The organism is Leptolyngbya sp. Cla-17, assembly GCF_016807185.1.
In the GTDB taxonomy this organism is placed as follows: domain Bacteria; phylum Cyanobacteriota; class Cyanobacteriia; order Leptolyngbyales; family Leptolyngbyaceae; genus ULC077BIN1.
This window is the reverse complement of sequence record NZ_JAEVYN010000002.1, coordinates 1,865,389-1,879,240: the sequence shown is the minus strand read 5'-3', so window position 1 is coordinate 1,879,240 and position 13,852 is coordinate 1,865,389. Positions and strand designations below refer to the sequence as shown.

9 protein-coding genes and 1 riboswitch are annotated in these 13,852 nt (G+C 48.2%); of the genes, 3 read left to right on the top strand and 6 right to left on the bottom strand.

The genetic code is table 11. The annotated features are described in order from the left end of the window. Positions 1-81: 81 nt before the first annotated feature. Positions 82-1,500 (bottom strand): ABC transporter substrate-binding protein, encoded by a 1,419-nt coding sequence (locus JOY44_RS19595; RefSeq protein ID WP_171575240.1) that lies wholly within the window; start codon positions 1,498-1,500, stop codon positions 82-84. A gap of 116 nt (positions 1,501-1,616) precedes the next feature. After that, a complete protein-coding gene (gene ntrB / locus JOY44_RS19590; RefSeq protein ID WP_171575239.1) occupies positions 1,617-2,471 on the bottom strand; it encodes a nitrate ABC transporter permease in 855 nt (284 codons plus the stop codon). A gap of 93 nt (positions 2,472-2,564) precedes the next feature. Further along, positions 2,565-2,771, bottom strand: a riboswitch (cyclic di-AMP (ydaO/yuaA leader). A gap of 207 nt (positions 2,772-2,978) precedes the next feature. Here ntrB and bchD point away from each other — a divergent pair. After that, positions 2,979-5,141: a magnesium chelatase ATPase subunit D gene (gene bchD, locus JOY44_RS19585; RefSeq protein WP_171575238.1), complete on the top strand. Its 2,163-nt coding sequence runs from the start codon at positions 2,979-2,981 to the stop codon at positions 5,139-5,141. A gap of 212 nt (positions 5,142-5,353) precedes the next feature. Here the strand turns inward: bchD and JOY44_RS19580 are convergent, their stop codons facing one another. Beyond that, a complete protein-coding gene (locus JOY44_RS19580) occupies positions 5,354-6,349 on the bottom strand; it encodes a pentapeptide repeat-containing protein (protein ID WP_171575237.1) in 996 nt (331 codons plus the stop codon). A 60-nt stretch (positions 6,350-6,409) separates the two neighbouring features. After that, a complete protein-coding gene (locus tag JOY44_RS19575; RefSeq protein ID WP_197985587.1) occupies positions 6,410-8,656 on the bottom strand; it encodes an adenylate/guanylate cyclase domain-containing protein in 2,247 nt (748 codons plus the stop codon). A 728-nt stretch (positions 8,657-9,384) separates the two neighbouring features. On the opposite strand from JOY44_RS19575, the gene crtO reads away from it, so the two are divergent. Together crtO and JOY44_RS19565 are read left to right on the top strand one after the other, a co-directional pair. Further along, positions 9,385-11,082, top strand: a complete 1,698-nt coding sequence (gene crtO / locus JOY44_RS19570) for a beta-carotene ketolase CrtO (RefSeq protein ID WP_171575236.1) — start codon at positions 9,385-9,387, stop codon at positions 11,080-11,082. Between the two features lies 1 nt (position 11,083). Further along, entirely contained in the window at positions 11,084-12,214 is a 1,131-nt protein-coding gene (locus tag JOY44_RS19565; RefSeq protein WP_171575235.1) for a saccharopine dehydrogenase family protein, read from the top strand. A gap of 35 nt (positions 12,215-12,249) precedes the next feature. Here the strand turns inward: JOY44_RS19565 and JOY44_RS32440 are convergent, their stop codons facing one another. After that, complete coding sequence (locus JOY44_RS32440) at positions 12,250-12,606, bottom strand: GGDEF domain-containing protein (protein WP_197985586.1); 357 nt, start codon at positions 12,604-12,606, stop codon at positions 12,250-12,252. A 49-nt stretch (positions 12,607-12,655) separates the two neighbouring features. After that, positions 12,656-13,369 carry a diguanylate cyclase domain-containing protein gene (locus JOY44_RS32435; protein WP_197985585.1) on the bottom strand — a complete coding sequence of 238 codons (714 nt, stop codon included), beginning with the start codon at positions 13,367-13,369 and terminating at the stop codon, positions 12,656-12,658. Positions 13,370-13,852: the final 483 nt, after the last annotated feature.

The following is a 13,852-nucleotide window of genomic DNA, read 5'->3' as shown; positions in this document are numbered from 1 at the left end:
GTGAATGTTGAGCTTCGAGTTGGGATAAGTTCAAGGTTGAAAACTTAAGGTTCAACCTCTCCTTTAGCCCCTATCAATTCTTTAGCTCATATAAATTGCGGTAGGTCGATTAGCGCGAATCTCAAAACTGTTAAGGTAGCCAACGGGATCGCTAGGATCGAAGCCCTTTTGGTCGATGAAGGCTTCAGGTGGTTCAACTTTGTAATCATCTTTGGGACAGGCAATACCCAAATCGGCAGCGACTTCGCGGTAGATATCAGTCCGCCATCCTTGGGCAGCAATTTGATTGGCATCTTTTGGGATGTCTTCAATCTGTCCCCAGCGAGCTGCTTGGGTCATCAGCCACAAGCTGCGCGATCGCCACATGAAGGTGGAATGTTCTCCGGGCTGTTTAGGAAAATCATTGGGTAGGTCAAAAAACAGAGTGGTATCTGCGGACGAAATCACGCGCTTTTTGCCATCAAAACCGCCGTAGTTGTATTCCCCCACAATGCCCGGACGGGTAAATTTATCCACTGGTCCTTTTTTAGGTTTGGCTCCCGTGAACGATCGCTCGGTGATCAGCGTAGCGACTTCTGCACTATTTTCCGGTTTGCCGCAATATTGACAGGCCTCAATCATTGCCTTGAGCAATGATCGATAGGTTTTGGGATATTGAGTGATGAAGGATTCCATTACACCCAATAGGCGATCAGGATGTCCCAGCCAAATTTCCTTGCCTTGGGCGAAGGTAAAGCCCACATTCATGTTGCCTGTGATGGCGCGAGTATTCCAGGGTTCCGCTACCATATACGCCTGCATTGAGCCAATCCGCATATTGGTCACCATTTGCGGCGGCGGCACGATGATGATGCGAAACTCCTTCAGCGGATCGACTCCAGCAGCAGCAGATAGATAACGGGCAAAGTATTCATAAATGGCGGAACTGAGCACCACTGCCCAAACTCGGCGTTCTGGTGGCTGATTGTCAAAATAAGTGCGGAACTGTTTGCCAAAGGTTTCTAGATCGCCGTTGTATTCATGCCAAGGACGCAAGCCAAAGTCCCACATGTCTTTGTTCATGGTCATGGCGTTGCCGTGGCGATGGATTACCATTCCGGCGCAGAGTGGCGCATGGCGAGCACCTTCGGCACCGATACGGGCATTGGTCACGGCACCTGAAACCACGGGCGAGGCATCCAGACGACCGAAGATGAGTCCGTCGCGGGAGGTTGCCCAACTGGCTTCGCGGCTCAGCCTCACATTTAGCCCATACTTGCGAAAGAAACCTTTTTTCCAGGCAATCGCAAACGGAGCGCAGTCATTGACAGGCACATAGCCAACCGTAATATCCGGCTTTTCCAGTTCTTCTGAGCGAATCACAGGCGCGATCGCTCTGGCTTCTTCAGTCAAGCCTTGGGCTGAGCGATCGGCGCTAATTTGACAGGAAGATAGCGCTGCCCCACTTGCCATTGCACCAGCACCCAGCAAGAATTCGCGTCGCGTCCAAGAATTACTCATGGCAGTGGGAGAATGATAGTTTTAAGTTTTGAGGATGAAGCTGATAAGAATAGGGTTGAAGCAGCAAGTGTTTCCTGATCAACCAGGCTGATTCAATTCAAAATTAGAACTCAAGTTTATGAATTGACAGTCGAGGGGCGGCGATGGGTAACGAGGGCTTGGAGTTGCGCGATCGCCACATCCAAAAGCAAGCCCGTAACACCAATCACCAGCACCGCCAGGAAAACGGAACTCAGGTTTAAGCGACTCCACTCATCCCACACAAAAAAGCCAATACCAACGCCACCCGTGAGCATTTCTACTGCAACGATGACCAACCATGCAATCCCTAGGCTAATCCGAAGTCCAGTGAAGATATAAGGCAAGCTGGCTGGCAGAATGATCTTGTAAATCTGCCGCCACTTGGGCATTTCCAATACCTGCGCCACATCCAGATAGTCTTTAGAAACGCTCGACACGCCTAAAGCGGTGTTAATGATGGTGGGCCACAGGGACGTAATGAAAATTACGAAAATTGCTGAGGGCTCTGCCAGATTGAAAATGGCTAAGGCGATCGGCAGCCATGCCAACGGAGACACTGGCTTGAAAATTTGAATCATTGGATTGAATGCCAGCATCACCGAGCGAGACATGCCAATCAAAAAACCGAGTGGAATCGCCACCAGTGCCCCTAAAGAAAACCCAATAATCACCCGCCGTAAACTCGCCAACAACAGCCAACCGATGCCCAAATCTCCTGGACCGCGCTGGTAGAAAGGATGCAGAATAAAATCCAGATTGTTGACAAACGCCTCCGGTGGCGTGGGCATCAAATCACGACGGAATAACGCAATGATCCACCACAGAGCAATGATGCCTAAAAAGCCTAGAGCAGGCAACAAAACCGTGTCTCGTAGCAAAATTGGTTTGGAATTTTTCCAGGTTGATTGGGCGATCGCAGCAAAAGCTACCGCTAAATTCATTAGCAACATCACAGCACCTCAATATCGCAAGCGGGTACAAGAACTGAGCAGTACGGGCAAGAGACACTGGCAAGCCGTGCATTCGCTAAAATGCTGACTCTTCAGTCCTCTCTCAATGCTGACGGAGTTAGCTGACGGGCTAGGGCTGAGAGATGCCCTCCAAAGGATACAGATTGATGATTGGAGATCGATAGCTAGGAACTTTCAATCCAAAATCTTCAATCTAAAACGCCCCCGGTTCGCCCCAAAAAGTGGTTCCTCCGCTTCGCTTTGCCAATTACATAGATTGGACAGAAGCAAATTAAGCTGGCTTCAGTTGTTGGAAAAAATTTAACATATTTCTCCAAGAAGTGCTCAACTCCTACCGATTTGCACAGAAAGGTGAGCGCAGTGTTGAAATTCGCTAATTTACAGTGATGGATAAATTATCTATAGGCCTTACACAAGAAAAACAAGCTCGAATCATTGGTATGCTGAGATCTAAAGCATCTTTAGAAGCACGTTCAAAAGGTTTTCATGTCTGTTCTTAGCCCTGCAATCACCGCTTTTCCACTCGCTGCCGTCGTTGGGCAAGAAGCCATTAAAACGGCATTGCTGTTGGCAGCTATTGATCCTGGTTTGGGTGGTGTGGTCATTGCCGGACGGCGAGGCACTGCAAAATCCGTCATGGCACGCGCACTGCATGCCTTATTACCCCCGATCGAGATTGTCCAAAATTCGCTCAACTGCAACCCCGATCTACCCAGCGAATGGGACGATGCCACTATCGAGCGGAGAATGGAGAATGGCGCCTATGAAGCGTCTCCGAAGGAGTTGGGGCAAATGGAAGATAATTTGCCGAACTCTGAACTCCAAACCCTGAACTCCTCACTTTCCACTCAAATCATCCCCTCGCCGTTCATCCAAATTCCTTTGGGCATTACAGAGGATCGGCTGATTGGGTCGGTAGATGTGGCGCAGTCGATTAAGCGCGGCGAGACGGTGTTTCAACCAGGATTGCTGGCTGAGTCGCACCGGGGCGTGTTGTATGTGGATGAGATTAATCTGCTAGATGACCAAATCTCTAATCTGCTGCTGTCGGTGCTAACGGATGGCTGGAACCAGATTGAGCGCGAGGGCATCAGCTTTCGTCATCCCTGTAAGCCGCTGTTAATTGCGACCTACAACCCGGAAGAAGGAGATTTGCGAGAGCATTTGTTGGATAGGATTGCGATCGCCCTGTCTGCGGATGGAGTATTAGATATCGGCGATCGCGTTTTGGCAGTGGAGCAGGCAACCGAGTATGCCAACAATACCCAAGAGTTTCTGAGCCAATACGCCGAAGATTTGGATTCTCTGCGAACTCAAATTATTTTGGCACGGGAATGGCTAAAGGACGTGCGGATTCAGCCAACACAGATTGAATACCTGGTCACAGAAGCCCTGCGCGGTGGCGTACAAGGACATCGAGCCGAACTGTTTGCCGTGCGGGTTGCTAAAGCTCATGCTGCCTTGGAAGGACGCACGGAGGTGAGTGCCGAAGATTTGCGCCGTGCCGTGGAGCTAGTGATTATTCCGCGATCAACAATCGTGCAAACTCCACCCGAAGAAGCACCACCACCACCACCACCGCCACAAAACCAATCAGAGCAGGATCAAGAGGACGAGGAGGGCAAAGAAGACGAGGAAAACGAGGACGATCAAGAAAACGAAGACGATCAAGAACTACAGGAACCAAACAGCGTCCCAGAGGAGTTTGTGTTTGATCCAGAAGGGGTAATTTTAGATCCAGAAGTACTCTACTTTGCCCAGATGGCAACGAAGCGCGGCAAGTCGGGGAGCCGCACTACTATCTTTTCGGACGATCGCGGTCGCTACATTAAACCCGTGCTGCCCAAAGGTCAGGTACGCCGTATCGCTGTAGACGCTACCCTCCGAGCCGCCGCACCCTACCAAAAATCTCGCCGTCAACGCAGCCAGGAGACAACCGTAAGGCGGGAGGATAACTCCGCAAGGCGGGAGGATAACTCCGCACCCCGGAAACGAGTCTTTGTTGAGCAACCCGACATCCGCGCCAAACGGCTTGCCCGGAAAGCTGGAGCACTGGTGGTGTTTGTTGTAGATGCGTCTGGCTCCATGGCGCTGAACCGGATGAACTCGGCAAAGGGAGCCGTATTGCGATTGCTGACGGAAGCTTACCAAAATCGCGATCAGGTTTCCCTAATTCCGTTTCGGGGAGAGCAGGCAGAAGTATTGCTGCCACCCACGCGATCAATTGAGGCGGCAAAACGCCGACTTGATCGGATGGCGTGTGGCGGGGGATCTCCTTTGGCGCATGGACTCACCCAAGCGGTACGAGTGGGCATGAACGCGCAGCAGTCAGGTGATATTGGGCAGGTCGTGATTGTGGCGATTACCGATGGGCGCGGGAATGTGCCTTTGGCACGATCGCTGGGGGAGACGATGGAAGACGGCGAGAAGCCTGATATTAAAGCAGAACTGCTGAATATCGCTGGGAAAATTCGAGCGATCGGCTTTCAGCTACTCGTCATCGACACAGAGAATAAGTTTGTTTCCACTGGATTCGCTAAAGAACTGGCAAAGAATGCCGGAGGAAAGTACTATCACCTGCCGAAGGCAACCGATCAAGCGATCGCATCCATGGCGAAAAATGCAATTTCAGACATGAAATCTCGCTAAACTTACGTCATTGGAATCCCGCGCTAGCTAGCTTTGGGTTGCTCCAAAGTTCCAGAGAGTCCTGATATGGTTGGCGCTGGGTGCAGGGTATAACAAGATCAATTGGCTTGCGTCCTGCGATCGCTTAGAAGGATTTTTTTGCTAAGCATGAGTAACCGCAACGGTTGGCAACTCTAGACAATTCGCGGGGTTTGTGATTCCCACTCTCTAATTTACTCATGGTTTGATCCATCCGGCATAGTTGCCCCGCGTAGAATGGCTCCGGTTAAGTTTGCGCTACTCAGTTCTGCTTTTGCCAGGTTTGCATCGGTCAGATTTGCCCCACGCAAATCGGCTCTACCTAGGTAGGCTTCGATAAAATTTGTTTCTGTGAGATTGACCCCCCGCAGATCGGCACGGCTCAGATCAGCTCGGTTAAAGCGCGATCGCTGCATGGTTGCTTGAGTGCATTTTACCTTCGCCAATATTGCCGCTGTTAAATTGGCATCGTTTAAGTTGCATCCAGTCAAGTCCGACTCAGTCAGGTCTGCTCGTTCTAACTTGGCGTTCACCATCATGGCTTTCCGAAGGCTCGTTTCTACAAGAATGGCATCTGTTAAAAATGTGCCTTTCAGCTCTGCGCCGTCCAAAATAGCACCCGTTAAATTGACTTCCCGTAGGCTTGCCTCGCTCAAGTTTGCCTCGCTCAAATCTGCCTTGCTCAAGTCTGCACCCGTTAAATTTGCGCCGCGCAGATCGGCATTGCGTAAATCTGCTCCTCGGAGATTTGCGCCTTCATAGCATCGCTTCTCATAGCGAAGATTGGCACCCCGCAAGCAAGCACCCCGTAGATTTGCGCCGCTTAGGTTAACGTTGCGTAAATCCGCACTAATCAGGTTTGCATCTAACAAATTTGCCAACGTGATATCTGCCCCGCGCAAATCGGCAGCATAAAGAATCGCGCCGTGCAAGTCGCTATCCCGCAAGTTTGTTGCCAGTAAATCAGCCTGACTTAAATTGGCTCCACACAATCGCGCACCCGATAGATCAGCGCGGCTGAGGTTTGCCCGATTGAGATACGCCAACACAAAACTGGCTCCTCGCAGATCACAGTCTGTGAAATTTACCCCAATGAGGTCGGCACCGTCTAAATCCACACCGCACAGATTTTCTCCTTGAAAGTCTGTAGTACCGGAATCATAGCGCTGTATTAGCTCACTGGCATCCATGGAAATCAACCGGGTTTATCTTCTTGTAATCCAGTGTGGCAGTAGATGGAGCAGAAACCACTACTCTTGAGCATTGAAGATTCCCGTTTTTGCCGAGTGATCATCGGCAACTGACAGCAACTGAGTAGAGTTAGTCCAGGGTTCTGAAGTATCTAGCGATCGCACCGATGAAGTCAACAGTTGAGTTTGTCCAAAATTTGCCTCTGGCATTGTTGAGCCTTGGGTAGATTCTTCAAAATCGTCCAGAGTAATACGGGTTGCTTGTTCAGAATTCCCAAAGATAGACGCAGGATTACCGTGTAAATACAACGTCCGTACACATTTGATGATTGTGTCGGCAGTTTGCACTCCTTCTTCAGGCTCAGGTAGCCGTCGTGCGGTGCTGTATAACACCGCTTCTAAATCAGTGTAGGTTTGAAAATTCTGTATCAACTCACGCAACAATCCATCTAGTTCATACATTTTTAGATCAAGCCAGTCTTCTCTACTAAATGTAAAGTCAGAATAAAGCGTAGAAAAGACCAGAATCTTTGCTCGAAGCGGATTGGTGTACTTTAAGATTCCTAAGCGCACGTCAAAAAGGCCAGTGACAGATTTCAAGGCTTGGTCTGAATCACTCTGAAGGGGAGTATGAGTTTCCTGCTTAGATACAGGAGATGGTAGCTGAGCCTGCTTAGATACAGGAGGTGGTAGCTGAGTTTGATCTGGCGATCGCTCCAGCACTGCTACTTCTGCATACATCAAACCCAAACTATTGGTTAGCTCCGTAGCGATCAGAGTATATTCCGTCCGCTTGCTCAACGTTTTTACTACTGCATCTAACGCCATTTTCAGGCGCTCAATCGTTGGAGATATCGTATGCAATTCTTTTAGCAGCATTGTCGTATCAAATTTTTCTAACTGCTTGGAATCGCTGATCCATTGATTTTTACAAACATAAACCATCAGCTTTTTAAAGCGGGTGATATAGGAACTTTGCTCAATCTGATAAGCGAGATCTTGATAGGAAACGTCTGCTGCGTCAGCGATTGATTGGGTTTCCGATGCTTTGGTGCTTTCAACGATGGAGACCTGAATTTCAGGATAAAGCGGTAGCAAGTGGACGATTAACCCCTGGCCCACAACTTCATACTCCGCCGACTTATTTAGCGTTTGCACAAACTGTGCCAAGGTTTGGCGGAGTTGGTTTCCGTTTACTGCCAAACTGTGTATTTCTTGTACGAGAGAGGCAGTATCGAACTGGGTGAGCCGAGTCAAGTCACTTTCCCACTGACGGTGGCAAATATAAAAAAGTAGCTTTTTTAATCGGACTGGATCATTACCGCGATCAATGCTGTAGGCTATCTGCTGATAAATCGGCTGCATTTCCCTACGCTGAGGCGTTGCCGCAACGGGCGTAGGCAGAAGCCTGGTTTGATCGCTTACAGGCAAATCTTGAGCGGACGCGTCCTGATTGGATTGAGTTGGAGGATAAAATCGATGCGCCTCGCTCAATAGCTCTTTGGCAACAAGAGCATATTCAGTTTGCTTACTGAGGGTTCTAATGGCGGTTTCTAATCGATGGCTTAATTGCCCAACATTAGAAGCTAGCCCTAAAAATTCTTGAAATAACCCTTTTAGATGAATTGCATCAAGCTTGATAGAGTCGGTTTCCCAGCGATTTTTGCAGACGTAAAACAGCAGTTTTTTAATCCGCGCTAAGTTGGCGCTTTGAAAAAGCTTTTTCGCTGCTTCGTCATATGGATCTTCGATCGCGTCTTCTGGGTTTAGCAGAATTTTGTAGGCTGGAACAACCTCACGGATATTTTTGAGTTCGCGAGGTCCTAAATAGTGGGTATCAAGCTGTAGCACATGTTTTGCTACGTCATAGACTGTTTGGGAAATACAAATTCCACCAGGGTCAGCTTCAGTTTGTAATCGGGCTGCAATATTCACTCCATTTCCCATGACATCGGTTGCAGTGATGTACATGTCTGCAAGATGAATACCAATTCGGTGCATCAAATAGTCTTTTGGCGGCAAAATAATGGCGCTTGCACCGATCGCCTGCTGAGTCGCGATCGCACATTCCACCGCTTTGACCGCACTAGAGAAACACATCAGCAACCCATCGCCTGTGGTCTTTAAAACCCGTCCTTCAAATTGTTCACATATCCGTTTCATCAGCGCCAAATCACGCCGAATCAAGTCCAGGGTATGCTCTTCATCCACTGACATCCTGGCACTAAAGCCAACGCAATCCGTAAACACCACGGTTGCTAACGTGCGGTGCCCCTTGAGGTCTGCTGTCAGGATCTCGTCTTCCATGAGGGTCATCACCGGCAAACAATTTTCAGGCTGCAAAAAATTAATACAGGAAACACAGTAGACAAAGCTTGGAAAAGATTAATCTAAAATTACCGGCCCTACTGACTCTCTCAAGTGCCTGTTTTGACCTTGGCAACTCTGTATGAGCGATCGCCTAGGTGACGATCGAAAGCAGGTTTACACTAACTTAGATTGGGCAAGAGTTCAAATGCTTTTACTCCTACTAGATAGATAACCCCATTACTCTTTTATAGAGTGCCCTGGTTGCATAAGTTTCGCACGACTCTACAAAAATCAACTTTTGAAATAAATCTCCCTTTTAACCTACGCTCTTTCACCACGAGTTGGCGCTAAAAACACGAGCAAATCCAATTGATACCTTAACACTTGCAATATTTAGGCCGTGTATTGCGTTGCCTCACTTATAGAGAACGATTTATAGCTAACGCTCAAGATTTGCTTTTTATGCAAATGGAGTGAATTCTCTGTAGAATGCCTCATAGGTCGCTTACTTTCTGTGATTTGCCTTAGCCACTCCATAGCTGATCACGCAGATACTTGAGGGGCAATTTATTCGGCAGTTCAATTAAGTTTTGACACTGCTCAGAAATTAGCTAGGACTCGTTAGAGTAAGAAAGCTAATTGACGGCTTAATCGATTAACGATACTGCGACTTTTTATTTATGGGTATTTTAGTCACAGTCAAATTTTATTTGGAGTGAGTCCTAATGCAATCGACACGACAAACCTATGATGTGTTGGTGATTGGGGCTGGTCATAATGGACTAGTTTGTGCTGCCTATTTATTGAAGGCAGGATATAAGGTGTTGTTATTGGAGCGGCGATTAGTGCCTGGAGGAGCCGCGACAACCGAAGAAGCAATGCCGGAAGAGGCTCCTGGTTTTAAATTTAATTTGTGCGCGATCGACCACGAATTTATTCATCTCGCTCCGGTCGTGGAAGAGTTGGAGCTAACAAAATATGGATTGGAGTATTTATTTTGCGATCCGGTGGTGTTTTGCCCCCATCCTGATGGCAAATATTTTTTAGGGCATCGATCGCTCGAAAAAACCTGTGCGGAAATTGAGCGTTACAGTCCGCGTGACGCTCAAAAATATGCTGAGTTTACCGAATATTGGCAGCAGGTGATTCATGCGATGACGCCGATGTTTAATGCTCCACCGCGATCGCTAATCGACATTGCCGGAAACTACGACCCTGGCAAAATCAAAGATCTACTGTCAGTGATTGGTTCAACCAATAAAGCATTGGATTTTGTGCGGACCATGCTGTCTAGCGCTGAAGATTTGCTGAGTGAATGGTTCGACTCTGAATTTCTGAAGGCTCCCCTGGCTCGTCTGGCTGCCGAAATGGGCGTGCCTCCTTCCCAAAAAAACCTGGGCATCGGCACAATTATGATGGCGCTGCGGCATAACCCTGGGATGGCAAGGCCCAAAGGCGGCACGGGCGCATTGACTCAAGCTTTGGTCAAGCTGGTGCAGGCACTAGGCGGCGAAATTTTGACTGAGCAGACGGTGAAGCAGATATTAGTCGATGAAGGACGGGCGATCGGAGTTCGGACTAGCACCGGGCAAGAATATCGAGCGGAAAAGGGCGTAATTTCCAATATTGATGCACAGCGGTTATTTCGACTGATCGATAGCAGCGATGTGGATACTGCTGATCCGAATCTGCGGGAACGGCTGGAACGGCGCATCGTCAACAACAACGAAACTATTTTGAAAGTGGATTTGGCAATGTCGGAGCCGCTTAAGTTTGAACGCCATAACCATCAAGATGAGTATCTGATTGGTTCGGTACTCATTGCTGATTCGGTGCGCCATGTAGAAATTGCCCATAGCGACCCGGCAATGGGGCGCATTCCCGATGCCGATCCTTCGCTTTATGTCGTGCAGCCAACGATGCTCGACCCGACCATGGCTCCGGATGGAATGCATACGGTTTGGATTGAATTCTTTGCGCCTTACAATATTGCTGGATTGGAAGGAACCGGCGATCTCGGCACCGGCTGGACGGATCACTTGAAACATCAGGTTGCCGATCGCGTGATCGATAAACTGGCAGAGTATGCCCCAAACGTCAAAACTGCAACTATTGCCCGTCGAGTGGAAAGCCCCGCCGAATTGGGAGAACGATTAGGAACGCTCAAAGGGAATTATTATCACATTGATATGACCCTGGAACAGATGGTCTTTTTCCGCCCTTTACCGGAAATTTCCAACTATAAAACCCCAATCGACGGGCTGTATCTAACGGGGGCGGGCACCCATCCGGGGGGTTCCATTTCGGGAATGCCGGGACGCAACTGTGCGCGAGTATTTTTGCATACACAACAGCCAATTGCTCAAGCGTTCAAAGATGCAAAAAACGCTTTAGAGTCAGCCGCTAAACATATGATGGGGTGATATGAGCGCACAGGTTTTGATTTTGGGAGGGAGTGGGCGGATTGGCAGCAGCGTCGCAGCGGATCTGCTTACGTTTACGCAGGCAAAGATCGTGATTGCGGGACGCAACCCTATTTTGGGCAAAAAAGTATGCGATCACCTGGGAGAAAGAGGGCAGTTTTTACCGCTAGATTTGGGCGATCACGATGGATTAACTCAAGCGATTTCGCAAGCTGATTTGGTGATTCATTGTGCCGGACCGTTTCACTATCGCGATACCCAAGTGTTAGAAACCTGCATTCATCACGGCGTAAGCTATGTAGATGTGAGCGATCATCCCTCGTTTACTCGCAAAGCAATGAACTGTACAGCAGCAGCAGCGGCGGCCGGAGTCACCGCGATCGTCAACACGGGCATTTTTCCGGGCATCTCTAACAGCATGGTGCGGCAAGATGTAGAGCAGTTGGATGAAGCAGAGACGATTCACTTGAGTTATGCCGTCGCCGGGTCGGGGGGAGCTGGCGTAACGGTGATGCGGACCACATTTTTGGGACTTCAAAAGCCGTTTTCAGCCTGGATAGATGGAGCCTGGAAAACAGTGAAGCCCTATAGCGATCGCGAAACGATTGAATTTCCTCAGCCCTATGGACGCACAGGTGTTTACTGGTTTGATATGCCCGAAACATTTACGTTATCAAGCACCTTTCCAGTCAAAACCGTGATCACAAAATTTGGCACAATTCCTGATTTCTACAATCATCTCACCTGGAGTGTTGCCCGCTGGTGGCATCCCTGGCTGCTAAAACAGCCGTTCGTAATTGAGTTTTTGTCCCAGGTTAGCCACTTTATGACCGATGTTACGGATTCTTTTAGCGGTATTGGAGTTGCCATTCGCTCTGAAGTTATCGGGATGAAGGATGGCAAAGCGACTCAGGTTTGCTCCACGCTGACCCACCCTAACACTGCGATCGCGGCGGGTTATGGCACAGGCAGCATTGCCGAATTGATTCTATCTGGGCAACTTGACAAACCAGGCGTATGGGTCGTGGAACAAGCCCTGCCGACTAATTTATTTACACAAACCCTGCAACAACGGGGCATTCAAATTGAGCAATCTATTCAAACGCTGCCCCACGCAACGATTAACAGTTGACCCAGGACAAAGAACAGCAACTCAAGGCTTAAAGCTTAAGATTCCCCATCATCTACATCTGTGGCAACTTCTATGCTGCTAACGACCCGATTTCGTCCCGTGGATTTAGCTCTCAACAAGTTTTGATCTGCCCGTTTTAGCAAATTCACTCCTCGCTCATCATCTGTGCTTCTCAGCGTGGCAGTTCCGGCACTGATGGTGATCGTTAGGTCGAGTCCTGCATCAATCGTAAAGGGCTGTTCTCCAATTAAGCGGCACAGGCGACGGGAAACCAAATCTGCTTCACTTTCATCGGTGTTGCTGAGAATAATCACAAACTCTTCGCCGCCATAGCGAAATAGGGTGTCGCGAAATCTTAGATTGTGGCGTAGGCGGTTAGAAACCAGTTGCAACGCTCGATCGCCAATTGGATGACCATAAGTATAGCTGTCGCCGGGTGTGTTAGGACAGATTGGTGATGAACATCAACACCCGTGAGCTTTGTGAATTGACCCTTGTCCTAAGTCTTCCGTCCGTTGCTATATCATTAATTCGTTTGAAGTAGTCTATGTCTAGCATGACTAGGCTGAGGGATTCTGATCGCGTTAGAGTATTCTGAATTTGCCTCGGCAGCTCCCAGTCCAGCGCACGGCGATTGTTGAGTTCTGTGAGCGGATCAGAAAGCGCGATCGCTGACAGAATATCGTTTGTTCTCATCAACTCTCGATGAGTTTTAACTGCCCGTACTCCAGCTAGAATTTGCGATCGTAGTAATCGATCTTGCTTCGCGATCTCATCCGGTTTTAATGTCTCACCTTGGATATCCTGTTGAGGCAACCAGAGATAGGCATCGCATCCTCCTTCTAAAGCCTCAGTTCGGGCTTCCATCTCCCATACTTGTTTCAGGTCAGGTTCCAACATGTGAGTTGGAATTTCTAACAACAGGCAATAAATCCAAGCAAGTTTTGCTTGTCCCTTAATCTCATAACAAAGCTCAAGACTACCGGGTTGATTCGCTTGTAGAATGATCAAGTCAGGTTGCTGCGCTTGAATGAGCGGCACTGCTTCACTAGGACGAGACGCAATTTCTACAGCACAATTCAGCAAATTGTGAATACGATCCAAAAGCGTTGCAAAAAAAACATCACCTCCAACTAACAGAATTGAAGCGTCCATTGAATATTAATAGCCCAATCTGATGAAGCGGGTTGTGATTTCAAAAAAGCATCGAATCTCGCAAGCTGTAAACATACGTAGAGATAAGAAGTAGACGCCAGTTTTATCAGTAATGAAAATAGGGTTGGTGACCGAATATACTGAAACTTTCAGTACCTACACGAGCCATTCTTCCTTTTTCTGAAAATTATCAAGCAAAACTGAATATAGTAAAGAGTATCAGCTAAAAGCGATGCATCCGAGGTAGACATGCATTATGCCACTCAGCTCCTATTTTTGTGTCAACGTAGTTATCTTAATTGCTCTAAAGAGGTCATAGGCTCGTCTTTTAGAAGTTTGCCGAACAGATATGCGCCATTTTAGTACATCAAATGGATTTGCTTTTAACAAATCAAATGTTAAGCGGCTGGACGATCCTATAAAAATACATGTTCTATTTATAACTCAGTAGAATGATCCATTCTATAGAATATGCCTACTTAT

Coding starts and splice junctions, on each gene's coding strand:
- JOY44_RS19565 (WP_171575235.1), top strand. CDS start 11,084: ATGAGCGCACAGGTTTTGATTTTGGGAGGGAGTGGGCGGATTGGCAGC.
- ntrB (WP_171575239.1), bottom strand. CDS start 2,471: ATGTTGCTAATGAATTTAGCGGTAGCTTTTGCTGCGATCGCCCAATCA.
- bchD (WP_171575238.1), top strand. CDS start 2,979: ATGTCTGTTCTTAGCCCTGCAATCACCGCTTTTCCACTCGCTGCCGTC.
- JOY44_RS19580 (WP_171575237.1), bottom strand. CDS start 6,349: ATGGATGCCAGTGAGCTAATACAGCGCTATGATTCCGGTACTACAGAC.
- JOY44_RS19575 (WP_197985587.1), bottom strand. CDS start 8,656: ATGGAAGACGAGATCCTGACAGCAGACCTCAAGGGGCACCGCACGTTA.
- JOY44_RS32435 (WP_197985585.1), bottom strand. CDS start 13,369: ATGGACGCTTCAATTCTGTTAGTTGGAGGTGATGTTTTTTTTGCAACG.
- JOY44_RS19595 (WP_171575240.1), bottom strand. CDS start 1,500: ATGAGTAATTCTTGGACGCGACGCGAATTCTTGCTGGGTGCTGGTGCA.
- crtO (WP_171575236.1), top strand. CDS start 9,385: ATGCAATCGACACGACAAACCTATGATGTGTTGGTGATTGGGGCTGGT.